Origin of the sequence: Zoogloea sp., from assembly GCF_028693495.1 — a bacterium.
In the GTDB taxonomy this organism is placed as follows: Bacteria; Pseudomonadota; Gammaproteobacteria; order Burkholderiales; family Rhodocyclaceae; genus Zoogloea.
In genome coordinates this window covers 1-23,238 of record NZ_JAQUVG010000050.1, presented here as the reverse complement: position 1 = coordinate 23,238, position 23,238 = coordinate 1, and the positions used below count along the sequence as shown (strand labels likewise).

The 23,238-nt window shown below is 62.1% G+C and carries 24 protein-coding genes and 1 pseudogene; 16 read left to right on the top strand and 9 right to left on the bottom strand.

Annotated features, from left to right (window positions below):
• Window positions 1-223 precede the first annotated feature (223 nt).
• The 5 genes and pseudogenes from PHD22_RS09835 to PHD22_RS09815 all read left to right on the top strand — a co-directional run bounded on the left by PHD22_RS09835 (window position 224) and on the right by PHD22_RS09815 (window position 4,617).
• Entirely contained in the window at window positions 224-1,111 is an 888-nt protein-coding gene (locus PHD22_RS09835; protein WP_299865764.1) for a DarT ssDNA thymidine ADP-ribosyltransferase family protein, read from the top strand.
• Window positions 1,108-1,821 (top strand): hypothetical protein, encoded by a 714-nt coding sequence (locus tag PHD22_RS09830; RefSeq protein ID WP_299865761.1) that lies wholly within the window; start codon window positions 1,108-1,110, stop codon window positions 1,819-1,821. The genes PHD22_RS09835 and PHD22_RS09830 overlap by 4 nt, the downstream gene beginning before the upstream one ends.
• A 122-nt stretch (window positions 1,822-1,943) precedes the next feature.
• A pseudogene (blaOXA, locus tag PHD22_RS09825) lies at window positions 1,944-2,657 on the top strand (class D beta-lactamase); the annotation flags it as partial.
• Window positions 2,658-2,803: 146 nt separating this feature from the next.
• Complete coding sequence (locus tag PHD22_RS09820; RefSeq protein WP_299865755.1) at window positions 2,804-3,697, top strand: dienelactone hydrolase family protein; 894 nt, start codon at window positions 2,804-2,806, stop codon at window positions 3,695-3,697.
• A gap of 383 nt (window positions 3,698-4,080) precedes the next feature.
• Entirely contained in the window at window positions 4,081-4,617 is a 537-nt protein-coding gene (locus tag PHD22_RS09815; RefSeq protein WP_299865751.1) for a ricin-type beta-trefoil lectin domain protein, read from the top strand.
• Between the two features lie 135 nt (window positions 4,618-4,752).
• On the opposite strand, the gene PHD22_RS09810 is transcribed toward PHD22_RS09815, so the two are convergent.
• The 4 genes from PHD22_RS09810 to PHD22_RS09795 form a co-directional block, all read right to left on the bottom strand.
• Window positions 4,753-4,923, bottom strand: coding sequence for a hypothetical protein (locus PHD22_RS09810; protein WP_299865748.1), 171 nt, complete (start codon window positions 4,921-4,923; stop codon window positions 4,753-4,755).
• A gap of 553 nt (window positions 4,924-5,476) precedes the next feature.
• Window positions 5,477-5,668: a hypothetical protein gene (locus PHD22_RS09805; protein WP_299865745.1), complete on the bottom strand. Its 192-nt coding sequence runs from the start codon at window positions 5,666-5,668 to the stop codon at window positions 5,477-5,479.
• A 104-nt stretch (window positions 5,669-5,772) separates the two neighbouring features.
• Entirely contained in the window at window positions 5,773-6,030 is a 258-nt protein-coding gene (gene infA, locus PHD22_RS09800; RefSeq protein WP_299865742.1) for a translation initiation factor IF-1, read from the bottom strand.
• 306 nt (window positions 6,031-6,336) lie between these two features.
• Entirely contained in the window at window positions 6,337-6,540 is a 204-nt protein-coding gene (locus PHD22_RS09795; protein ID WP_299865739.1) for a cold-shock protein, read from the bottom strand.
• Window positions 6,541-6,886: 346 nt separating this feature from the next.
• On the opposite strand from PHD22_RS09795, the gene PHD22_RS09790 reads away from it, so the two are divergent.
• From PHD22_RS09790 to PHD22_RS09770, 5 genes are all read left to right on the top strand, one after another.
• Window positions 6,887-9,034, top strand: coding sequence for a TonB-dependent siderophore receptor (locus tag PHD22_RS09790; protein ID WP_299865736.1), 2,148 nt, complete (start codon window positions 6,887-6,889; stop codon window positions 9,032-9,034).
• Window positions 9,031-9,270 carry a hypothetical protein gene (locus tag PHD22_RS09785; protein WP_299865733.1) on the top strand — a complete coding sequence of 80 codons (240 nt, stop codon included), beginning with the start codon at window positions 9,031-9,033 and terminating at the stop codon, window positions 9,268-9,270. Before PHD22_RS09790 ends, PHD22_RS09785 begins: the two co-directional genes overlap by 4 nt.
• Window positions 9,271-9,328: 58 nt before the next feature.
• Complete coding sequence (locus PHD22_RS09780) at window positions 9,329-9,544, top strand: ParD-like family protein (RefSeq protein ID WP_299865731.1); 216 nt, start codon at window positions 9,329-9,331, stop codon at window positions 9,542-9,544.
• Window positions 9,544-10,377: a type I methionyl aminopeptidase gene (gene map / locus PHD22_RS09775; protein WP_299865728.1), complete on the top strand. Its 834-nt coding sequence runs from the start codon at window positions 9,544-9,546 to the stop codon at window positions 10,375-10,377. The genes PHD22_RS09780 and map overlap by 1 nt, the downstream gene beginning before the upstream one ends.
• Before the next feature lie 98 nt (window positions 10,378-10,475).
• On the top strand, window positions 10,476-11,387 hold the full coding sequence (locus PHD22_RS09770; protein ID WP_299865725.1) for a hypothetical protein: 912 nt from the start codon (window positions 10,476-10,478) through the stop codon (window positions 11,385-11,387).
• Window positions 11,388-11,414: 27 nt separating this feature from the next.
• Here PHD22_RS09770 and PHD22_RS09765 read toward each other — a convergent pair whose 3' ends face one another.
• From PHD22_RS09765 to PHD22_RS09745, 5 genes are read right to left on the bottom strand one after another with little or no spacing between them, the layout of a single operon-like run.
• Window positions 11,415-12,749 carry an ATP-binding protein gene (locus tag PHD22_RS09765; RefSeq protein ID WP_299865722.1) on the bottom strand — a complete coding sequence of 445 codons (1,335 nt, stop codon included), beginning with the start codon at window positions 12,747-12,749 and terminating at the stop codon, window positions 11,415-11,417.
• Window positions 12,746-13,402 carry a response regulator transcription factor gene (locus PHD22_RS09760; RefSeq protein WP_299865719.1) on the bottom strand — a complete coding sequence of 219 codons (657 nt, stop codon included), beginning with the start codon at window positions 13,400-13,402 and terminating at the stop codon, window positions 12,746-12,748. Before PHD22_RS09760 ends, PHD22_RS09765 begins: the two co-directional genes overlap by 4 nt.
• A gap of 8 nt (window positions 13,403-13,410) precedes the next feature.
• A complete protein-coding gene (locus tag PHD22_RS09755) occupies window positions 13,411-14,016 on the bottom strand; it encodes a cytochrome b/b6 domain-containing protein (protein WP_299865716.1) in 606 nt (201 codons plus the stop codon).
• Window positions 14,017-14,020: 4 nt separating this feature from the next.
• Window positions 14,021-14,482, bottom strand: a complete 462-nt coding sequence (locus tag PHD22_RS09750; protein WP_299865713.1) for a cytochrome C — start codon at window positions 14,480-14,482, stop codon at window positions 14,021-14,023.
• Window position 14,483: 1 nt separating this feature from the next.
• The gene (locus PHD22_RS09745) at window positions 14,484-14,888 is read right to left on the bottom strand and encodes a DUF1924 domain-containing protein (protein WP_299865710.1); all 405 of its coding nucleotides are present in this window, start codon (window positions 14,886-14,888) and stop codon (window positions 14,484-14,486) included.
• Window positions 14,889-15,040: 152 nt separating this feature from the next.
• On the opposite strand from PHD22_RS09745, the gene PHD22_RS09740 reads away from it, so the two are divergent.
• The 6 genes from PHD22_RS09740 to PHD22_RS09715 all read left to right on the top strand — a co-directional run.
• Entirely contained in the window at window positions 15,041-16,090 is a 1,050-nt protein-coding gene (locus PHD22_RS09740) for a patatin-like phospholipase family protein (RefSeq protein ID WP_299865708.1), read from the top strand.
• A 142-nt stretch (window positions 16,091-16,232) separates the two neighbouring features.
• Complete coding sequence (locus tag PHD22_RS09735; RefSeq protein ID WP_299865705.1) at window positions 16,233-18,260, top strand: Cache 3/Cache 2 fusion domain-containing protein; 2,028 nt, start codon at window positions 16,233-16,235, stop codon at window positions 18,258-18,260.
• An 80-nt stretch (window positions 18,261-18,340) separates the two neighbouring features.
• Complete coding sequence (locus PHD22_RS09730; protein ID WP_299865702.1) at window positions 18,341-20,827, top strand: ATP-binding protein; 2,487 nt, start codon at window positions 18,341-18,343, stop codon at window positions 20,825-20,827.
• The gene (locus tag PHD22_RS09725) at window positions 20,790-21,464 is read left to right on the top strand and encodes a response regulator (protein ID WP_299865699.1); all 675 of its coding nucleotides are present in this window, start codon (window positions 20,790-20,792) and stop codon (window positions 21,462-21,464) included. Before PHD22_RS09730 ends, PHD22_RS09725 begins: the two co-directional genes overlap by 38 nt.
• On the top strand, window positions 21,431-22,180 hold the full coding sequence (locus PHD22_RS09720) for an ATP-binding protein (RefSeq protein WP_299865696.1): 750 nt from the start codon (window positions 21,431-21,433) through the stop codon (window positions 22,178-22,180). Before PHD22_RS09725 ends, PHD22_RS09720 begins: the two co-directional genes overlap by 34 nt.
• The coding region (locus PHD22_RS09715; protein ID WP_299865694.1) for a response regulator at window positions 22,173-23,238 on the top strand (1,066 nt) is incomplete at its 3' end. The genes PHD22_RS09720 and PHD22_RS09715, both read left to right, overlap by 8 nt.

Here is a 23,238-nt window from a genome sequence, read left to right as displayed (position 1 = left end):
TGGTGATCAAAGGCGAACAGGTCGGTCTTGATGGCGCTGCGCGGTTTCATCGGGGTAGATGGCAACGGGGTTCAGGACGGCAGAATTTTACCAAGGAGCGGGTGGGGCGAGGTTTTTCGAGGCGCCCGTTTTGCGGTGGGGTATGTCGGGTCGGTACGATTGCCCTGTGGGTTGGGGGCGGCAAATTGAATATTTCAGGACCGACTATGTAGGGGTGAGGCAAATGCCGGAAAACCAAGATGTGATACAAGTTAGAGAATGCAATGATTACATTCTCTATCAGAAGAAAAAAACAAGTATCGAGTGGTTTAGTTTTTTTCTTGAACTGAAGCGCCCAAAGTTTAAAAGATCCAGATTCGATTTGGGATGGAATGGTGAAAGATTAGCAAATTCGGAGGCATTAAATCGGCTTCACATGGAAGATGAGAGGGCTATAAAATGGGCGCTTGAGGTATTTAAAAGTGATTATCCAAAATTCAACTCTGAAATAGAGAAGGTCGCAAATGAGATGTGTATACCATACTTGGTGCACTTCACAAACGTGAAAAACCTGTCGTCAATTTTGAGCATTGGTCTGCACCCCAGAGTTAATTCTGAAAAATACAATTTTTTTCCTACGGTGAATGATACTCTGCGCCTGGATGGTCGTCTGGAGGCGACAAGTCTGTCTATTGGCTTTCCAAATTCGAGAATGTTTTTTAAATACAGAAAACAATCCGAACAAGACTATTGGGCTGTTTTGGTTATTGATAGATCGGTTTTATGGAAGAAAACATGTGCCTTCTGCAAGTACAATGCAGCAGACGCACGAATTTCTTCCATGACGCTTGACGATTTATCAAGCCATCGTTCCTTGCTCGGAATGTTTGAAGATCTGCCAAGCCCGAACTCTAGGCGAGAGCAGGGCCTGTATCAATACGACCCAACTGACGTACAAGCTGAAGTTCTTGCGTTTGGTATAATCCCCAAGTCTATGATTGTGGGAATAGTATTTGACTCGCCAATTCTCATGAAGAAATATGAAGAATTTGCTGGCGGAATTCCGCTCTCATGGGAAATGCCCGGGCGTGGATTTTTTGCCTCCAGAAACTTTGCGCGATCCTTTGAGTGAAAAAAATGGCAAACCGCCCTATTTATGTACCGAATACATCAGGAAGTGCTTTTGTTATAACTCTTCCGGTTGAATTTGAATGGTACCCTGGATTGGCTCCAAGCCAAAAGAAAAAGTCAATAAAATCTCTGCACGATTCGGCGCTTGTGCAGCACGGTATAGCTAAGGCACTTGAGGTGTCAAGTAAGTCTGAAAGCCCCCTCGGAGTGCAGCTAAGTGCATTTAATCTTTTGATAACAACCCAGAAAGTTGGCCGAACTTTTAGTGTTGAATGCGCTTACCAGAGTAGTAAAGTTTTTGGGGGTGGTGGACCTTATTTAGACTTGCTTGATAAAAGCTCCAGAGAGGCAAAAAAAGATCCACGCTTAACGAGTTCTGGCTCACTTAAAGGGTTCTCTTTTTTTGGCACAAGTTGGGAATTGGATCCATTAACAGCGTTCTATGATTGGCTATACATTAATGCGCTGAAGCGGAAGCCAGAGTACTGGTCGGAGCTTGATGAGTATCAGGGTTTTACGGATATTGAATTCAATCCTGATCGCTCCATCAATTGCCAAGCATATTCTGTCGCACTTTTTTGCTCATTTCGCAAAAGGGGATTGCTCGATGAGGCAACATCTTCTAAAGAAAATTTCCTAGCCATGATTAAATCTGCACCTAAAAGCAATGCTCGTCAAAATGAACTAAAGCAACCTGGATTGGCCTTCTAAGGGTTTTCTGAAAAATTCGGGTTATTCGAGGTGTCCAACCGATAATGCGCGCCCACATTCTCTCGATTCTTTTTCTCGCCTTTGTCTTCCCGGCCTACGCTGCGCCTCAAGAGCGTCCGGAGTGGGGGCGCTTTTTCGATCAGTTTGATGGGAAGGGCACCATCGTGGTGGATGACGAGCGGGAGAATGTCCGTTCCGTTTCGGTCTATGCGCCAGTGCGTGCTCACAAGCGCTTTTCTCCCGCGTCCACATTCAAGATTCCCCATACCTTGTTTGCGCTGGAGGCGGGGGTTGTCCGGGATGAGTTTCAGGTGTTCAAGTGGGATGGGGTCGAGCGCAGTTTTCCGGGCCACAACCGCGACCAGGATCTCCGCTCGGCCATGCGCGTGTCCGCGTTGTGGGTGTATCAGGGGTTTGCAGAGCAGATAGGTGGGGAGAGGGCGCGGGCCTACCTGAAGCAGACGGAGTACGGCAACGCAGACCCGACGCGGGTGGGGGAGGGCACGTACTGGCTGGATGGTCTGCTGGCCATATCGGCCTATGAGCAGATTGCGTTCCTCAAGCGTCTGTACCGGAACGCATTGCCTTTCAAGGTCGAGCACCAGCGCCTGGTGAAGGACATCCTGATTGTCGAGGCGGGCCGCAACTGGATCCTTCGCGCCAAGACGGGCTGGGAAGGCAGCATGGGCTGGTGGGTCGGATGGGTGGAGTGGCCCAATGGCCCGGTGTTCTTCGCGCTGAACATCGATACTCCCAACCGCATGGGGGATCTGGCCAAGCGGGAACAGATTGCGCGGGCGGTCCTTCACTCCATAAATGCGCTACCGGTGCCATAGTGATGGCCGTCAGCCGGCGCTCCCCGGTCTTGCCTTCCCTCAATATGTTGTCATGATGGCGCTCTGGCAGCACACCAGCACTCACGGCTGGCGCACCGCGTGCCGTGCCCACAGGTCTTACCCCCGCAATCCTCCAAGGAGCTTTCATGAAACTGATGGACTACGGCCTCAAGGCAATCGACTTCCAGAATCCCTCTCAAGCCGCATCCGTTCCCCCCTCGCGGCGTGACTTCGTCATGACGACTCTGGCCTTGGGTTTTGCCCTTGCATCCAAACCGGTGCTGGCCCAGGCCATCGTCACTGACAGCAAGGGCCTGGTGGCTGGCGAGGTCAGCGTGCCGGTGGCCGACGGCAAGATTCCCGCCTACCGGGCCATGCCCGCAGGACCCGGCAGGTTTCCGGTGATTCTGGTGGTGCAGGAAATCTTCGGCGTGCATGAGCACATCAAGGACATGTGCCGGCGCTATGCCAAGCAGGGCTACTACGCCATTGCGCCGGAGATGTTTGCCCGCCAGGGCGACGTGTCGAAGATGACCGACATTCAGACGATTCTGTCGGAGGTGGTCTCCAAGGTGCCCGATGCCCAGGTCTGTGCCGACCTGGATGCCACCCTGGCCTTTGCACGCGCCAGCGGCAAAGCCGACGCCCAGCGCACGGGTCTGGTGGGTTACTGCTGGGGTGGCCGCACGGCGTGGGTCTATGCGCGGCACAACAGCAAGCTGAATGCCGCCGTGGCGTATTACGGATTGCTGGAAGGATTGAAGGCGCCGGAACTGCGCCCCGAAGACCCGATCGACTTTGCCGACCAGATCAAGGTACCGGTGCTGGGCCTGTATTCGGGCATCGATGCCTTCGTCAAGCAGGAGACCATCGCCAAGATGCGCGGCCTGATCAATAAAGGCGGAAGCGGTTCGGAGATCGTGGTGTTTCCCAACGTGGACCACGGTTTCAACGCCGACTACCGCCCCACTTACGACAAGTCGGCGGCCACCTACGCCCAGAAGCTGGCCAACGACTGGCTGAAAAAACACAAGGTCTGAGGTTTCGTCCGATGCGGCTGCAAGGGAACCAGGCTGAGGCCTGTTGCAGCCGCAGGTCACCGTGACCATCCCGCGGGATCGCAGGGCTGCCGCGAGAGCGGTTTAATCCGGCCAGCAGCGGTCGGTGAAAATTCTCTCTCATGCGCGGACAGCCACCATCTCCGTGCGGTATGCTGATGCGATTTTCTGGTGGCTAGCTCCGGCGCCCCTGATCAGCGTGAAAAGCTGCGTAGCTCCGGTGACCTTGAAGGTCCATGTGCGCCACAGCTCAGGGCGCTCGTTCAATGTTCCACATCCCGATGTTAGGCGTTGTTGTGAATGATCTGCGGCAATAACGAAGAAGCTGTAAAGCGGATCTTTATATTTCTAATAGGATTAATTTCATGAAAAATTTGCTCAAATTCACTGCTCCTGCAATTATTTTCCTTGCAATAAGCGGAAATACCTTGGCTGCTGACGCTGGCTCCAGCTTTCCAAACGGTTATTTCAAGCTCACCACCCAGTTCCGCGAAAGCAAGGATGAATGTCTTGAAGGCAACCAGGTGAAAGGCTCGATGAACGGTGCGGCATTTATGGATAAATGTCAGAACGTCACGGGCCAGTTGTGGAAAGCGACACCCGCCGGAAATGGCTATTTCAAGCTCACCACCCAGTTCCGCGAAGGCAAGGATGAATGTCTTGAAGGTAACCAGGCAAAAGGCTCGATGAACGGTGCGGCATTTATGGATAAATGTCAGAACGTCACGGGCCAGTTGTGGAAAGCGACACCCGCCGGAAATGGCTATTTCAAGCTCACCACCCAGTTCCGCGAAGGCAACGGTGAATGTCTTGAAGGTAATCAGGCAAAAGGCTCGATGAACGGTGCGGCATTTATGGATAAATGTCAGAACGTCACGGGCCAGTTGTGGAAATTCAAATAATAGCGGACCAAAGGGCCTGACTGAGGCTTGCACCTGCCCCCGTTACGCGGGGCAGGTGCAGCGGGTCGTTAGGTAACACATCCATCATGACTTCAGGGTAGCTTTGTGTGAGTGAAACCGCACGCTGAGGGGCTGTCAGTTCTGGAGAGCCCAGGCGACGCCCTCGGTGGATGCGTAGTGCAGGGCGGCGGTGGGACTCGTGAAACTGGGCTTGAAACGCATGATACGGGTCGTACTGGATGTTCCTTTGCCCGATTGTATTGATACCGATGCAGCAAAGCCGCCGTCGGAGTTCAATTTGGTCATGGGGGCAACGCGAAAGCGGCCGACTGCAATTTGTGTGTTTTTGTGCATGGTTCTGGTGTTTCCTGGTGGGATGTTTTGTGATGAAAGGGGCCATTCGAATCGCGAGGACAATAAAGTCCCTTGCCTTGAATGAGCTCTGTTTTTTTGGGGGGTGATGTCAGAAGTGCGGCACAAATGCCTTCCATCTGGACAGAAGGATTCCGCAATCGTGTCACGATCGCGTGTGCTGCCTTGCCGTGGGGAAATTTTCGGGGCTTCTTGAAGCGTCCCGGGATGATTAAGCGCCGCCCGGGGCCGGGGGTGGTGGCAGCGGCCTGGGGGACTTCAAGGGCAAGAAGTGTCCCGGCACGCCGCTCCTGACGCGAAGCTGATGACCATCGGCAATGGTCAGCCGCAAGCGCAGCTGCGGTGGCGCGCACTCATGGAGAGTTGGAGCGGCCCGTGGATCGATCTGCTGATCACCGATGCTCCGGGGTGCTTGCTGGCCGGAAGGCGTGCGGTGGAGAAGAGGCGTCCGGTGGGGCGGGTTCAGCGCAGCGCAGGCTGCGCTGCATTATTCCTCTGATGCAGTTCCGGAGTCCTTGCCATCCTTGTCCTGCAACACACCGTCTTCCGGGACATCTGCCGGAGGGGTGCTGGTGTTGGCGGCCTTGTTGGCAAGCTTTTCTCGACGTTTCTCTTCCTGTTTTTGCTTTTTGGCCAAATCTCTCTGGCGTTTTTCGAATTGGTAGTTTGGCTTTGCCACGAATGCTTCTCCTCGGGACCCAATGGGAAGAGTGAAAACGGTGTTCAGCAGGGAGAGACGTGCCCGTTCAAAATTTTCTGAGCGGACATCGAAAAACCAGGCGCTTAACGGCGCTTCGTTCGTGATGCGAGAGGTGCGCGACCTTCAATGTGGCGGAAGGTAATGCGGCCCTTGCTCAGATCGTAGGGAGACATTTCCAGAGAGACCTTGTCGCCTGCCAGCACGCGAATATGATTCTTGCGCATTTTCCCGCCGCTATAGGCTACAAGCATGTGTCCGTTGTCGAGGGTGACACGAAAGCGCGAATCCGGCAGCACTTCCATCACGACGCCTTGCATTTCCAGCAGGTCTTCTTTGGCCATGGTTATTTCTCCAAGGGTGAGTCAGGTCAGGCCCTAAAGAACAGGGCGAGGGGCAGTGCTCACTCGATGGGAGCAAAGCCGTAGTAGGAGCCGCAGGGCGATGGCGCCGGGGCATGAGGCGGGCGCAATACACGCACCAGAACAGAGCGCTGGAACCCTGGCTCTGTTCTGCTCTGGATGGATTGTCTTTTGCGGAGCATGCATTGAAATCGGGATGATTCCATGCCTGTGCCGACCATGACGCCGGCACAAGTGCTCTTGCAGGCGGCCGAGAGGATTCAGCCGCCTTGGATGATGCCGTGGGAATCAGGCGATCTGGATGTTGCTGGCCTGCTTGCCCTTGGGGCCAGCCGTAACGTCGAAATTGACGCGCTGGCCTTCGGTCAGGCTCTTGAAGCCCGCGGATTGAATCGCGGAAAAGTGGGCGAAGAGATCATCGCCGCCTTCGTCGAGCGTAATGAAGCCAAAACCTTTGGAATCGTTAAACCACTTTACAGTACCTTTTGACATATCTTTAATCTCCGAAAAATGACGGGGCGCAGCCCCTGAATGGAGCGAGATCAAAAGGGCGAGGTAAAAATGGGGGATTATTTCCGCAGGACTACGGACATTAGACCAACAAAATCACAACACGACTAGAAATCGCTATCGTTGATGATACGTACTGTTGAGTGACATAACAAGCGAAATCTGAATTCCAGGAACTGGATGCCAATGCGCTGGAGCTACGGGAGGGTGGGAAAGACCTCGGTGATCGCTCCCGAATTCCTGGCAAAGCCCGCCCCGCGTGGCAATTTGACGCATTCATATTGGGTAGATGTGCTTCGATAATCCAGCCTTTTTTGGATTGGGGATCATGTTTACGCCCACGCGAATCACGCTTGTCGTTGCGGCACTTTATGCGCCGGGTCTTTGGGCGCAGTCGGGGGATTTGGCCGCCGGGGAGGTGAGGACGCTGCCCGAGGTGCAGGTGCGGGATACGGTCTTGCGGGACTACAGGGCCGACAGCGCGACGGTGGCGGGCAAGACGCCCCAGGGCTTGAGGGAGATTCCCAACTCGGTGTCCGTGCTCACGCGTGCCCAGATGGATGACCAGAACATGGTGACCCTGTGGGATGCCCTGTCCCGGATGACCGGCGTGCAAGCCATTTCCAACGACATCACCCAGGGTCAGTTTCATGCCCGGGGGAGCTCCCTGGAATTGCAGAACGACGGGATGCCGTCCACGCTGCCCTTGTCCGGCTATCAGCAGTTCGATCTGGGCATGTACGACGTGGTGGAAGTCCTGCGCGGGCCGGCGGGGGTATTGCAGGGCTCGGGTTCGTTCGCCGGGGCCGTGAATCTGGTTCGCAAGCGTCCCGAGCATCGGTGGGCCCGCACGCTGGTGGCGCAGACGGGGACCTGGAGCAACAACCGTCTGGAAGCGGACGTGACGGGGCCGCTCAACGACAGTGGCAGTCTGCGTGGGCGGGCCGTTGTCTCCTACATCGATCGGGATTACGTGTACAACCGGGTGCACGATACAAAATGGCTGGCCTACGGCACGCTGGATTTTGATTTTTCGGTGCGCACCACGGGCAATCTGTATTTCGCGTATCAGGACAACGATTCGACGGGCTTTTCGGGGTTGCCCAGCTACACGGACGGGCGTTTCCTGTCGGTGCCCCGGTCCTTCAATCCCCACGCGGACTGGAATGGGAACCGCTGGTCTACCCGGGACGCGGGCCTGGAGCTCAAACATGTTTTCGGGAACGACTGGACGGCCACGTTCCGGGCCAGTCGGCGGGATCAGGGCTTTTTCTTCAAGGATGGTTATCCCACGGCCGGCGTGACGCCGGAAACCATGACCATCGCCAGCTATGCCCGCCGGGAATTCGACTACGACTACCGCCATGAGAGTGCCGATGTGTTTGCTGCCGGGCCTCTCACCCTGCTGGGCCGAAAGCATGAGCTGCTGGTGGGTGCCAACTACAGCACGTTTCAAAGCACGGGGCGTGGTGCCAACCCCAACTCGCCGGACAGCGCTTACCTGACCGTCCGGAACGTGCCCCTGTCCGATCCGCCGGCGGTGCCGGAGCCCGATGTGGTCTATCGCACGGGCAGCCAGAGCGTGACCACCCAGGCGGGTTATTACGGCAAGCTGACCTTGAACGTGGCCGATCCTTTCAAGGCGGTGTTGGGTGCCCGCCTGTCGGATTACGACTACAAATCCCGAACCGCCGCGCCGAACCCCAAGCCCACGCCGTGGGCCTATGGGGGCCATGGCTCCGGCAGGCTCACGCCTTATGCGGGTCTGGTCTATGACCTCCATCCGCAGCTTGCGTTGTATGCCAGCTATGCCGATATTTTTGTGCCGCAAACCCAGAAGCGGGTGGATCAAAGTGTCCTGCCGCCGCGGGTGGGCAAGCAGTACGAAGTGGGCACGAAGACCGAGTTCCTGGATGGGAAGCTGCTCGCCACACTGGCCTTGTTCACGATCCGCGATACCAACCGGGCCCTGGCGGATGTGAGCAATCCGGGTTACTTCCTGGCGGTTGGCGAGCTGGAGAGCAAGGGGTGGGAAATGGAGGTCGTCGGCAGTCCGTGGCGTGGTCTGGACGTGTCTGCGGGATACACCAATGCGGAGACCCGCTGGATCAACAACGGCAGCTCCACCGGCTTGCCCGTCAGCTTCTGGTATCCCCGGCAGATGTTGAAGCTGTGGACCCGATATTCCTTTCCCGAGCAGGTGCTCAGGGGTGTGAGCCTGGGTTTGGGCGTGACGGCGGCGACCCAGTCGGCGAGCGGGGCCCCCACCGCAACCGTGCTGCCGCGCACCCAGAACGATTACGCGGTGGTCCGCCTGCAGGTGGGCTACGCCATCGACAGACGCACGGCGCTGACGCTGGACATCAACAACGTCTTCGATACCACCTATTACACCCGCCTGGGCGGCACCAATACCTACAACACCTATGGGGATCCGCGTCATGTAGTCCTGACGCTGCGGGTGCGCTACCCATGAAGGCCCTTTCCATGGCCTGGGCACTTTGCGCGGGCCTCATGGAGCCGGTGGCGGTCCATGCGCAGGTGGTATCTGGCCTGGCGCAGAGGACACCCCCCAAGGCGCGGCTGGTGCAGATCGTCCATGAGCTGGCCCACTGGCCTTCCGACCACTGCCAGTCGTGCCATAACGACCCCAGGAATCCCCAGGGGCGTCAGTACGTGGGGTTTGGCAGGCGGGCGAAGGCGGTTTGGTGACGGACATGGCGCTGCGTTATTATATGTTTCGTTTATAAAACATATAAGGGTCGTTGCCGTGGGTATCGTCAAGATTTCCGAGCAGATGCATGAAAACCTGCGCCTTTCCAGCGGCGCGATGAGTCGCTCCATCAATGCCCAGGCGGAGCACTGGCTGCGGGTGGGGATGCTGGCGGAGCGCAATCCGGGCTTGTGCTACGGGGAGATCTGCCAGCTCTTGCTGGAGGCTGAGCAGGCAGGCGCGGTGGGCGTTGGCGTGGGGAGGGCGGCGTGATGGCGGCGCGTCGTGTGACTCTGCGTTCGGCGGCGGAGATTGCCCAGGCGCGAGTGGCTGGCGGCCTGGCGGCCCGGGTGCTGGAGATGATCACACCTCATGTGCGCCCGGGGGTGACCACGGATCAGCTGGATCGCCTGTGTCACGACTTCATCGTGGAGGAATTGAAGGCGGTGCCGGCCAACATCGGCTATCACGGTTACCCGAAGACCATCTGCGCGTCGGTCAATCATGTGATCTGCCACGGCATTCCGTCGGATCGCAAGCTGAAGGACGGGGACATCGTGAATATTGATGTGGCCTTGATCAAGGATGGCTGGTTCGGGGACACGAGCCGGATGTATTTTGCCGGGGAGCCGGGCATCCTGGCCCGGCGTCTGGTGCGGACCACCTATGAGGCCATGGTGGCGGGCATCCGGCAGGTGCGCCCGGGTGCCACCCTGGGGGATGTGGGGCATGCGATCCAGAGCGTGGCCCATCGGGAGGGGTTCAGCGTGGTGCGGGAATACTGCGGCCACGGCATCGGCCAGATTTACCATGACGAGCCCCAGGTGCTCCATTTCGGTCGTCCGGGGGAGGGCCTGGTGCTGCAGCCGGGCATGGTGTTCACCATCGAGCCCATGATCAATGCGGGCAAGGCGGCCTGCAGGCAGCTGCCGGACGGCTGGACGGTGGTGACCCGGGATCGCTCCCTGTCGGCCCAGTGGGAACACATGGTGGCGGTGACGGAAACGGGTTTCGAGGTGCTCACGTCCTGGCCGGACGGCCATGGGGACTATGCGCCCATTCTCCCGGCCGATGCCCTCGTACAGGAAGCGGCGGGCGACCTGTAGCCCGGCAAGACGTCGGCCTTCCGGCCCCCGGCTTAAGCTTTGGTTAATCTTGGGTTCCTAAAGTGGCGTCCTCACTCACCACACAAGGACGTCATGCCATGAGCAGCAATTCTTCCAAGGGATACCAATTCACCGTCCAGGACGGCGTGATCACGGCGGTCTACAAGACCGAGAAGGGCCGCACCAAGCTGGAGCGCATGGATTCGGACGAGACCTGGACGGTGGATGCCGGCCGGGTCGTCAAGACCGAGTGGGACGACGGCCGCTGGGAAACCTCCGTGTATGCCGACGACAACGGAGATGGCGTTTTTCACAAGGTGTCCGAGTTCTATGGCACCCCCGCGGCGGGCAGCTTGCCGCCGGTGCAGACCTTTCCGTACCAGGGTTATCAGAAAGAAGGCTACGCCTTCGACATCGTCTCCGGCGCCGTGACGGCGGTGTATGAAGTGGAGCGCGGCGTGTATCGCCAGGAGCGCAGCGATTACAACGAGAGCTGGTCGCTGCAGGGCGCGGACGTGGTCAAGACCGAGTTCGAGAAGGGTTTTGCCCAGGTCACCTTGTATTCGGATGGGGACGGCGACGGGGTTTTTCATAAGGTTTCCAAGAGCTACGCCAGCCTGAGCGACTTCCAGTCCGGCGGCGACGGCAACGATCTCGTGGTGGCGGGACGTGGGCAGGATCAGCTGTCCGGCGGCCTGGGGAACGATGTGTTCAAGTGGTTCTCGGTGGCGGATGCCGGTGTGACGCGGGCCGGTCGGGATGCGGTCGTGGATTTTGCTGCGGGCGACCGGATCGATCTATCCGCCATCGATGCCGTGGCGGGCAACCGGACCAACGATGCCTTCACCTTCATCGGCACGTCGGCGGCGCTGACCGGTGCGAACGCCAATGGCGCGCTCTGGTTTGAGGCGGGCGTCCTGTACGGCAGCACCGACCGGGACATGGCCGCCGAATTCCAGATCGAGCTGGTGGGTGTTGAGCAGCTGGCGGTGACTGATCTGGTCCTCTGACCGCCCGGGCGGGCGGCGCGCAGCGACTCAGCGCGCGGCCGGCCAGGAGAGGGAAACCGACAGCCCCTGTCCGAAGGGGCTGTCGTCCATCTGGATATGGGCACCATGGAGTTCGGCGATGCGGCCGACAATGGCCAGCCCCAGGCCGCAACCGCGACGGTTGTCGGTGTCCAGGCGGTAGAAGCGCTGCATGACGGCGTCGCGCTTGTCGGGGGGAATGCCGGGGCCGCTGTCGCTGATGACAATCCGGGGGCCCGGACCGATGACCACCTGAAGGCGTCCGCCCTCGGGGGTGTAGCGGATGCCGTTGTCCAGCAGGTTGCGGACGAGCACGCGCAGCCAGTCTTCCCGGCCGTGGATGGACGGCGCGCCCTGGTCTTCCAGGTCGAAATCGAGATCCTTCGCGAAGATCATCGGCCCGAGTTCCGCGCAGACCGATTTCACCACTTCCGTCAGCTTGATCTCCCGGGCGTCGGGCAGGCGGGATTCCGGGTCGAGGCGGGAGAGCTGGAGCATCTGGTCCACCAGGTGGATGGCCCGGTCCAGTCCGGTCTGGATCTGCTGCAGGGCTTGATCCCGCTCGGCGTCGTTGCGGGCCCGCCGGGCCACGGCAAACTGGGCCTGGAGAGCGGCGAGAGGGGTGCGCAATTCGTGGGCGGCGTTGGCGGTGAACTGGCGTTCGCTGTCCAGGGCCTGTTCCACCCGGCTGAACAGCCGGTTCAGCCCGTCGAGCAGGGGCTGGATTTCCAGTGGGGCCTGTTCGGGCCGCAGGGCTTCGAGGCGTTCCGGGTCCCGATGGGCGATCTGCCGGGCGAGACCGTTGAGGGGCTGCAGCCCCCGGCGCAGGGCCAGCCACACCCACAGGCTCAGCAGCGGCAGGCCGAGGAGGGCGGGGACCAGCATCCGCCAGGCGACGTGGCCGATGAGGTCGTCCCGTACATAGTGATCTTCGCTGACCTGGACCTGCAGGGTGTGCCCGCTGTTCCACTGGCTGAAGTGGCGCCAGTGCCCGGCTTCGGCGGAGTGGGTTTCCGAGAAGCCTGTACGCTCGGTGAGGGGGCTCATCGGCGCTTCGCTGGAGCGCAGGACCAGTTCGCCTGCTGCGCTCCAGATCTGGAAGCGCAGATGGGTCTGGTACTTGTGGGCCAGGGCGCCCGAATCTTCGATGGTGCCGCCTTCCCCGTGGCTGGCGAGGGCCAGCAGGGTCTGGGCGGAGTGGGCGAGCTGGGCGTCGAAGAGTTCGTCCACTTCGGAATGGACGTCCAGGTAACTGAGGGTGAGGGTGATCAGCCAGGCGACAGCCACGCCGCCTAGAAGGAGCACCAGCAGGCGGTGCTTGAGGGAAAACCAGCGGGTGTTCATTTGGGCAGGGTGTAGCCCACACCCCGGAGGGTGCGGATGGTGTCGCGGCCGAGTTTCTTGCGCAGATGGTGGATGTGGACTTCGAGAGCGTTGCTGTCGGGTTCGTCGCTCCAGCCGTAGAGCGCCTGTTCGATCTGGCTGCGGGTGAGGACGCGTCCGGCGTTTTCCATCAGGAGCTGGAGCAGGGCGAATTCCTTGGCCTGCAGCTCGATGGCCTGGCCGTGGGAGGTGACCTGCTGGGCGGCCGGGTCGAGGCGCAGCCCGCCGACCTCCAGGATGGGGGAGATACGTCCGGCGCTGCGCCGCAGCAGGGCGCGGATGCGGGCGCTCAGTTCGTCCAGGTGTACGGGTTTGACCAGGTAGTCGTCGGCACCGCTGTCCAGTCCCAGGATGGTGTCCCCGGTGGAGTCCCGGGCGGTGAGGATGAGTACCGGCAGGCTGTTGCCCCGGGCGCGGACGCGGGTGAGCACCTGGATGCCGTCCAGGCGGGGCAGGCCGAGATCCAGCACCACCAGATCGAAGGGTTCGGTTTGCAGCGCCAGGTCGGCGCTGTGGCCGTCCGTCAGCCAGTCCACCGTGAAGCCGGACTGGCGCAGGCCGACACACAGGCCGTCGCCCAGTTGGGGGTCGTCCTCCACGAGCAGGATGCGCACGGCGACCCTCAGCGGGAGAGCCAGACGCTCGCCAGGCAGGCGAGCACCAGCAGGAGCAGTCCGGCCAGGCGGTGGGCCGAGGGGATTTCCTCTTCCGGTGCCCCCAGCTTGCGCCCATGGACCATGGCGGCCAGCAGGTTTTCCCTGTGGAGCCAGCTGCTGAGGATGACGCCCCCGACGTGGATCACCACGACGCTGAGCATGGTGGAGGCAAGGCCCTCGTGGAGTTCTTCGAGGCTGTGGCCACCCACGTCGTTGTATACGGCCCAGCCGCTGGCAGCGGTGAGGATGCCAAGGCCGAGCAGCAGCAGGATGGCCCAGCCGCCGGCCGGGTTGTGGCCGGTGTAGTGCTGGGGCGCTGGCTGGAGCAGGCTGAGGAGGTAGGCGCCGACGGCCCGGGGGCCGCGCACGAAGGCGGAGAAGCGGGCCGTCGGCGAGCCGATCACGCCCCAGGCCAGCCGCAGTACGGCGGTGGCCAGCACCGCGGAGCCGGCCATGGCGTGGATCAGGCTCAGGCGTTCGCTTTCCTGGGTGAGCCAGGCGATGATGAAGCCGCCGGCCATCAAGGCGTGCCCGATGCGCACCGGCCAGTCCCAGACGAGAATCTTGCGCATGATGTCAGTGCCTCAGTTCGCGGATGGCGATGTCGTGTTCGCTGAAACGGCCCTGGGCAGCCTGGGTGTGGCAGGCCTCGCAGTTGGCCGCCGAGTGGACCCGTTGGTCCCGCCAGAAGGCCGGATCGATCTCCCGGTGTTTGCGCTGGAATGCGGCGCTGGTGGTGATCCGGGGCGGTTCGCCGGCGCTGCCGATCCGCGCGGGGTTGCCCCCATGACGGAGCAGGAAGCCGGCGATCTCCTGCCGGGTGGCGGCAGGAACGGAAGCGTCACTGCCGAAATGCCGGTTCAGGGTGTCGGTGATGCGTTTCCAGTGCTCGGCCGCCAGCAGGGCAGGGGGATAGGCCAGGTGACAGCTGCCGCATTCCGCGGGGTAGCTGGCGGGGGTGTCCGGGGGCAGGGGCAGCCGGTCGGCCCAGGCGGGTAAGGTCAGGCCAAGCAGCAGCAGGCAGCACAGTTTTTTCATGTCAGCGGACCTCGCTCATGAAGGCGATGAAATCGGCCTTTTCACTCGCGGTGCACGGGCGGCCGATGATTTCCCGGCAGTTGCGGCCGAACCACTTTTCCACCTTGGCGGGTTCGGTAAAACGTTCGCTGTTGGCAGCCACCGCAAGGGGCTGGATGCGTTTTCCGGTGATGGCATGCTGTCCGGTCCGCGTTGGGGCATCCGTGTGGCAGCTGGTACAGGCGGGCATGCCCTCGGCAATGGAAAACGCCTGCCGGTAAAGGCGTTCGCCCCGTTGGGCCGACGCGGTGAAGCCAGGTTGGGTCTTGCCGGCTTCGCTGGCGTAGTGCTGGAGGATCTGGCCAGGGGTTTCGGCGTGCAGTCCGCCGCTGACCAGGAACAGGGCAAGGAGGAAAGAGCGTTTCATGGTTGCCAGCGCACCGGAGGAGAAGAGGATTCTAATATGGTGCGTGAAGCTTAAGCTCACCTTAACAGCGTGCGCGCTCGAACTTCTGAAATCCCTCTTCCTCCATTCTTGATGGTATTGTTGCGTTGCAGCAAAGCTTGGGGAGGTGGGTGATGGGGATCAAGCGTTGGTGGAGCCGAAAGGCACCGGAAGAGCCTGTCCTGAGTCTGGCCCTGCAGGGGGGCGGAGCGCACGGTGCGTACACCTGGGGGGTGCTCGACCGTTTGCTGGAAGCCGGGCTGCCCCTGGAAGGGGTGAGCGGGACCAGTGCCGGCGCCATGAATGCCATGGCCCTGGCTCAGGGCTGGACCCGCGGAGGTCCGGAGGGCGCGCGGGAAAGTCTGTCGGTCTTCTGGGAGGCAGTGGCGGATTCGACGCCTTTCCAGCTGGATCTGCTCCACAGCCTCAACCCGGCGGGAGATGGGGCATTGCCCGGACCGATGGCGATGCTCGTGGGGCTGGCCAAGCTGTTTTCTCCTTACCAGCTCAATCCCTTTGAATTGAACCCGTTGCGTGATGTGGTGCGGGCCTGTTTCGACTTCGAGCATGTCCGCCGGGAATGTCCCCTGAAGCTGTTCATCGCAGCGACCCAGGTGCGCACGGGCAAGGTACGCCTCTTTCATACCGGGGAGCTGACCGAAGCGGCGTTGCTGGCCTCCGCCTGCCTGCCGACCCTGCACCATGCAGTGGAGATCGACGGAGAGGCTTACTGGGATGGGGGCTTTACCGCCAATCCTGCAATCTATCCCCTTATTCACGAATGCGAGACCCGGGATATCCTGCTGGTGCTGCTCAATCCGCTGTCCCGGCCGGAAGCGCCCCGCAGTGTGGATGAGATTGCCACCCGCAGTATGGAGCTGGGTTTTTCCACCACCTTCCTGCGGGAGATGCGCATGATCGCCCATGCCCGCCATGCCATCGCCGAAGGGGCTGGCTGGCGACCGCAGGGCCGTTTCGAGCGCCGCCTCACCGGGCTGCGGTTTCATCTGATCGAGGCGGAGGAGTTGCTGGCGGCCGGCAAGGCCAGCAAGCTCAATGCAGCCAGGGCCTTTCTGCATGACCTGCGGGACATGGGGCGGGCCCGCGCGGACGCTTGGCTGCGCAGCCATCAGGTGGATGTAGGCAGCCGGGAAAGTCTGGATGTGGCTGCCGTGTTTGGCTGAAGGCGTTTCCGGCCGTTGCCAGGGCAGCCCGGAAATCCTTGTGGCACAGGGGTCTTGGGGGGGCGGGTAGTATCGTACTACTCAAGTTGGGAAGGGTTCGGCCGATAGCATGGGAACATTTTTTGCATTCGAGAACTCCCTCATGCTCAAACACACCCCGATTGTCCGGCAGGTGGTCCTTCTGTGCACTCTGGGCGTTGCCCTGATGGTGACCATCCTGGTGGCCACGGTGGCGGCCCTGTCCCGTCAGAATGCCATTGACAAGGCCGAGGAGTCCCTCGCCCTGCAGGCGGACTTGACCGTCTCGATGCTGGCCTATGCCAAGGATGCGCTGGAGACGCGGTCGGTGGAGTCCCTGGACCAGTTCATCGAATCCTTCGATGGCTCGCCGCGCCTGACGGGGGCGGAGGTGACGAGTCCGAAGGGGACGGCTCCCGGTCTGGCCATCGGAGGCACGCTCCTGAACAACAACACCGAGGTGCTGGCTGCCTATGCCCGCCTGCACGGGGACCGCGAACCGGCCTTCCTGGTGCGCAAGGGCGACCGCTTCTACCGGGCAGCGACCCTGCTCAAGGACAAGAGTGGTGAGGCTCGCCATGGGGAGCTGGTGGATAACAACGGTGACTACCCGTCCATCCTGCTGACGGGCAAGCCTTTCGTGGGCTCCCTGGAGCGCAACGGCAAGATGTTCGTGCTGGCCGCCAAACCCCTGCGGGACGGGACTGGGGAGGTGGTCGGCGCGGTCACCATGCGGGTGGACGCCGAGAGCAACGTGCGCCTGATCAAGGAGAAGCTCGCCGGCATGAAGGTGGGTCATACCGGTTATCCGTATATCGTCTCGGTGCCGTCGGGGGATGCCAAAGACATCCGCTTCATCTATCACCCCAAGCTCGAGGGCAAGACGATTGGCGAGATGGATGCACGCCTCAAGGGCATCGTGGATCAGCTGATCGCCCGGAAGAACGGCACCCTGGTGTACAAGTGGGGTGAGCCGGGCGCCGAGGCCGACAAGATGGTGGTGGTGCGCTACATGCCCGAATTGCACTGGCTGGTGGCCACCGGGTCGTGGGTGGATGAGTTTGTCGAGGACGCGGAGCTGCTGCGCAATCAGATTGCCCTGCTGGCGGTGGGCTGCGGGGCGGTGCTGGTGCTGGCTCTGGCCTTCTTCCTGCGGCAGCGCCTGAGTCCCCTGTCCCATCTGGCGGGGCTGGTCTCCCGCTTTGGCAGCGGCGATCTCACGGTATGTGCGGCGGCTTCCCCTGACAGCCGTAACGAGATCGACCTGATTGGCAACAGCATCAACGCTGCCGCCGGGTCCATGCGGGTCCTGGCGGGAAGCATCCGTCAGACCAGTGACCATCTGCAACGGACGGCCGACAGCATGTCCGCCTCCTCCCGGGTGCTGGGCGACGCGACCCGCCAGCAGAGCGCGGCAGCCAGTGCGATGGCCGGGACCACCGGGCAGCTCACGGTGAGTGTCGAGCAGGTGGCCAGCAGCGCCACCGAGGCCCTGGCCCTGACCCGGGAAACCACCGCGTCGGTCGAGGAGGGGGTGGGCACGGTGCACAAGACCATTTCCACCCTCCACGATACGGCGGCAACGGTCCAGGATGCGGCGACCCAGGTCGAGCTGTTGGGCGCGCGTTCGGAGGAAATCCATCACGCCCTCAATGCCATCCGGGAAATTTCGGAGCAGACCAACCTGCTGGCCCTCAATGCCGCCATCGAGGCGGCCCGGGCCGGCGAGCAGGGGCGCGGTTTTGCGGTGGTGGCCGACGAGGTGCGCAAGCTGGCGGAGCAGTCCTCCAAATCGGCCACCCTGATCGACACCATCCTCAGCAGCATTCAGGAGGGGGTCGGCTCGGTGTCCGGGTCCGCTCATCGGGCGGTGGCGCAGGTGGGGTTGAACGTGGATGCAGCCCGCCGGGTGGAGGCTGCCCTGCAGGCCATCCAGGCCCGGGCGGGACAGACGGCGGCGGCGGTGGCGGATATCGCCCGGGTCACCCGCGAGCAGAGCCAGGCTGGCCAGTCGATTGCCCGAGGCATCGATGGGGTGGCCCGTTCGGTGGCGGAGAGCAGTCAGTCCGCCGACGAGAACCGCAATCTGGCCGAAGAGCTGTTGAGGGTGGCCCGGGAACTGGATAACGAAGTGTCCCGCTTGCGCCTGTAGGCGAGGCGCTGACGGAGGTGTTGAGGGGGGTGTGGCAAAGCTGACGGAGTACCCGTCCGGATGCGTTTAGAATCCGCCTCATGATGTTCAAGTCACGTACCCTGCAGATCATCGGACTGGTCGTCCTGGTCTGCATCCTGGTGGATGCCAGGCTGGCCCAGCAGGTTCTGGCGGATCGGGACCAGCTGCTGGCGGAGGCGCAGGCGTCCCTGGCGCGTCAGGCCCACACCACCCTGACCCGGGCCGAAGCGATCGTCGACATCTACGACCGGACCCTGTCCGGGATTGGTGAAGCCATCCAGTTCCGGGGGCCCTCGCTAGAGGCGCCCGATCTGGAGATGCACCGCTTGTTGCTGCGTCGCCACGCCATCACGCCCTACGCGGAGTGGCTTTCGCTGATCCGTCCGGATGGACGGCTGGCCGAGTACAGCATGGCTTTTCCAGCGATTCCTCTTGATCTGTCGGATCGACCCCACTTCCGGATACCGGCGGAGCAGCTGTCCGGTGGGTTGTTCATCGGTGCCAGGATCGCCAGCCGCTCTGACAATCGTCCGGTCATCCCGGTCAGCCGGGCGGTCCGGGACGATGCCGGCACCTTGATGGGCGTGGTTGTCGTGGGTGTCGATCCGGACGCCTTGCGCTCCTATCTGTTTGATGCCGGGATCCCGGGCAATCTGCGCCTCAGTCTGGTGCTGGATTCTGGCGCGATTCTGGCGTGCTCTTTCGTTGAGGGGCGCTGTCCCGAAGGTGGGGTAGATCTGGCCTTCGAGGTGCAGCAGGCCAGCCGGGGGGTGACCCGCCAGGGGCTGCTGGCGCCCACCCAGCGGATCGGGGAGGATGGCCAGTTGCAGGTGACCTCGGAGATCCGTCCCCTGCGGGTGGTGGGGCGCTACGACCGGGCGATGGTGCTCGCCGAATGGCACAGCAGGGCCATGGAGATTCTGGCAACGGCGCTGGCCGCCAACCTGGGTTTTCTGGCCCTGGGGCTGTTTGCCTTGCGGCAGTTCCAGCGTCGCGAGAAGGCGGTCGCGGCCCTGCATGAGACCATCGCCAGCCTTGATCAGCGTGTCGCCGAGCGCACCCGGCGTCTCAACCTTGCCGTCGAGGCGGCGGATATCGGCGTCTGGAGCTGGCGTCTGGAGGACGATCAGCTGGAGTGGGATGCCCGCCTGCGGGCCTGGTATGAGCTGCCGGAAGAGGTGCAGGGACAGGCGCTTCGCTACAGTTTCTGGCGTCAGAGGGTGCATCCCGACGATCTGGCCCGGGCTGAGGCCATGGTGAAGAGGCTCCTTGGGAATGGGGTCTCTGTCAGCGAGGAGTTCCGGATTGTCTTGCCGGGTGCCCGGATCCGCCACATTCAGGCGGCTTGCGCGCTGGAAGTGGACGTCGAGGGGCGCCCGATCCAGATCATCGGCATCAACCGGGATGTGACCGCCCAGCGGGAACTGGAGGACTCCCTGCGCCTGGCCCGCTCCGAGGCCGAGGCGGCGGATCGGGCCAAGGGTGCCTTCCTGGCCATGATGAGTCACGAGATCCGCACCCCGATGCATGCGATTCTCGGCATGACCGCTCTGGTCCTGGCCAGCCGGCTGGACAGCTCCCAGCGGGATTACCTGGAAAAGGTCCAGCGGGCTGGCCAGACCCTGATGCGTCTGCTCAATGACGTGCTCGACTACTCGAAGATCGAGGCGGGCCGGATGACTCTGGAGCGGGTGCCCTTCCAGCTGTCCGTCTGCCTCGCCGGTGTGGCGGGGCTGTTCGAATTCCAGTGCCGGGAGAAGGGGCTGGGCTGGCAGCTGCAGGTGCCGGCCGATCTGCCCGACTGGCTGGTGGGGGACCCCCTGCGTCTGGAGCAGATCCTGACCAACCTGCTGGGGAATGCGCTCAAATTCACGACCCAGGGCGGGATTGCCCTGGAAGTGGGCTGGCGGGCAGGGCCGGCGGAGGGCCCGCTGATGCTCCATTTCCGTGTCAGGGACAGTGGTATCGGCATGACTGCCGAGCAGATCGAGGGTCTTTTTTCATCCTTTACCCAGGCGGACAGCTCGATCAGCCGGCGCTACGGGGGAACCGGGCTGGGCCTGTCGATTGTCCGCAGCCTGGTCGAGATGCAGGGCGGGCACATTGAGGTGCACAGTGCTGTGGGGCAGGGCAGCTGTTTTACGTGCGAGCTGCCTTTCTCTCCGGGAACGGCGCAGGCCCGGGGGACGGTTGCGGAGGGGCTGGAGCGCCCCGCCGAGCCGGAGCCCTCTGCCGCTTCCGCAGGGCGCACGGAGGGAGATGCTAGAATCGACCCCTCGCAAGTCCTGGATCTGGCGAAGTCTCTGCAGGGCCTGCTGGCCGAAAACAGTTATTCCGCCCGCAAGGAGGTGAGGAAACTCGAAAGCCTGCTGGCAGAATCCGATCTTGCCCAGGCCTTTGCAGGGGTTGCCAGTGCGGTCCGCCGGCTGCAGTTCAGGGAGGCCGAAGAGGCCCTCCAGGCCTTCATGGAGCGTGTGCTCTCCGACCCATTTCCGTCCAAGGAAGACCATGCTGTTTGGCCAGCGCCCGAAGATCCTCATCATTGACGACGTGCCCGGCAACGTGGAGTTGCTGGGGGCCGTCCTCGACGACTTCTGCGACGTGCGCTTTGCCCTGTCCGGAGCGGATGGGCTGTCCATGCTGGAGTCCTACCTGCCCAACCTCATTCTGCTGGATGTGATGATGCCGGGCATGGATGGCTACGAGGTGTGTGACCTGCTCAAGCATGAGTCCCGCACCCGCGGCATTCCGGTGATCTTCGTGACCGCCCGTACCGATCCGGCCAGCGAAACCCGGGCCCTGATGGGCGGTGGGGCCGACTTCATCCACAAGCCCTTCAACCGGGATACGGTGCGGGCCCGGGTGCGAACCCAGCTGGAGCTCAAGGCGCGGGAGCTGGAGTGCCGGCAGGCCCGGGATGATCTGACCCTCCAGGTGGTGGAGCGGACCCGGGCCCTGGAGGATGCCCTGGCTCAGGCCGAAGCGGCCAGCCGGGCCAAGAGCAATTTCCTGGCTAACGTGAGCCATGAACTCAAGACCCCCCTCAATGCCATCCTGGGCTATGCCTTTGTGCTGGCCCGGAAGCTGGATGATCCCGTTTTGCGGGAGCGCTCGGAGCGCACCGGGAGTCCGGTCTGCGCCTGCTGGGGGTGGTCAACAACATCCTGGATGCCAGCAACCTGACCGGGGACGGTGCGGCCCTTGAACGCATCGACTTTCATCTGCTGGAGATGCTCAACCTGGGCGAGGAACAGCTGATCGAACGCGCCCGCGGCAAGGGCCTGGCTCTGACCCGGGAGATTGATCCGGCGCTGCCCCCGGTCTTTCACGGCGATCCCCTGCGGATCGGCCAGGTGCTGGGCAACCTGCTCGACAACGCGGTCAAGTTCTCGGAGCAGGGCTGCATCACCCTGAGGGTACGCCGCAAGATGGAAGAGGCCAGGGGGCTGATGGTCCGTTTCGAGGTGGAGGACCAGGGGATGGGGATTCCGGAAGGGTGCCGGGAGCTGCTCTTCGAAAATTTCCGCCAGCTGGACGACTCTTCCACCCGCCGTTTTGGGGGCTGCGGTCTGGGTCTCAGCATCTGCCGGCAGTTGGTGGCCCGGATGGAGGGCAGCATCGGGTTCGAGGCTGTGCCCGGCGGGGGAAGCGTGTTCTGGTTCCAGGTTCCCCTGGCGCCTGCCCAGGGCGACGCGGGCCCGCAGCTGACCCTGGCCTACCTGCGCCGTCTGCTGGAGACTGAAAGCCTGATGGCCCGAACCCTGTGGGGTCAGTGCCGGGATGTGCTGCTGCCCCTGCTGGGGCAGGATGGTGTGTCCATGGAGCAGGCCCTGGAGCAGGCGGAGCTGTCCCGGGCCCTTGAGCTGTTGGGGCCGCCGATGGGAGAGGGAAATGAGTGAGGATCGCCTGGAAACCCTGGTGAGGGCGTTCGAGAGTGAATTGCCCCGTTACCTGAGCGAGCTGCAGGAGGCCTGGCAGGGGCCCCGGCGCGGCACCCGGGACGCGATGCTGAAGATCCAGGAAATCACCCACAAGCTCAGCGGTTCGGCGGGCGCCTATGGCTATTCGGGGCTGGCGGAGGCAGCGGTGGCGGTGGCTGCGACGGCGGAGGAGGTCCTGTCAAACTTTGGGCAGGGGCATAACCCGATCCAGCAACGTCTGTTTGGCCAGCTCAATGTCCTGGGGGCCCACCTGGCGATGCCGGTGCGGGCTGAGGCGGGGCTTGGCAGCCTGGCGGGTCCGGCGCGTGACCGGCTGCGGGTGCGCCATGTGGTGCTGGTGGACGATGATGTGGCCTATGCCCGTCTGCTGCAGGCCGAGATGCAGCATTTCGGTTTCCAGGTGGATGTCCTGACGGATCTGGCCGCGCTGACCAGTTACCTTGACCGGCAGCAGCCGGACCTGATCGTGATGGATGTGAGCTTCCCCGAGGGGCGGGTGGCGGGGCCGAAAGCCGTCCAGAGCGTCCGGGCCCATGCCCACGGCGGTGTGCCGGTGATCTTCATCAGTGCCCGGGACACCATCGGCAGCCGGCTGGCCGCCGTGCGGGCGGGGGGTGAGGCTTTCTTCGTCAAACCCTTCGATGTGGCCGAGCTGATGGACGCTGTTGACCGGATCCTGGGGGGTGAGCAGCAGGCGGCCTATCGCATTCTGGTGGTGGACGACGCGGCCTCCCTGGCCCGGCTGTATGCCAGCACCCTGGAGCAGGCAGGCATGATTGCCCAGGTGGTCAGCAATCCCCTGGAGGTGCTGGAGGCGATGGAGAGCTTCCATCCCGACCTGCTGCTGATGGATATTTACATGCCGGAGATCAGTGGCGTGGAGCTGGCCCGGATCATCCAGCAGCATCGCAGCTACCTGGGGGTGCCGATCGTCTTTCTGTCCGCCGAGCGGGACCCGGTCAAGCAGATGGAGGCCCTCGGGCCGGGCGGGGACAACTTCCTGACCAAGCCGATCG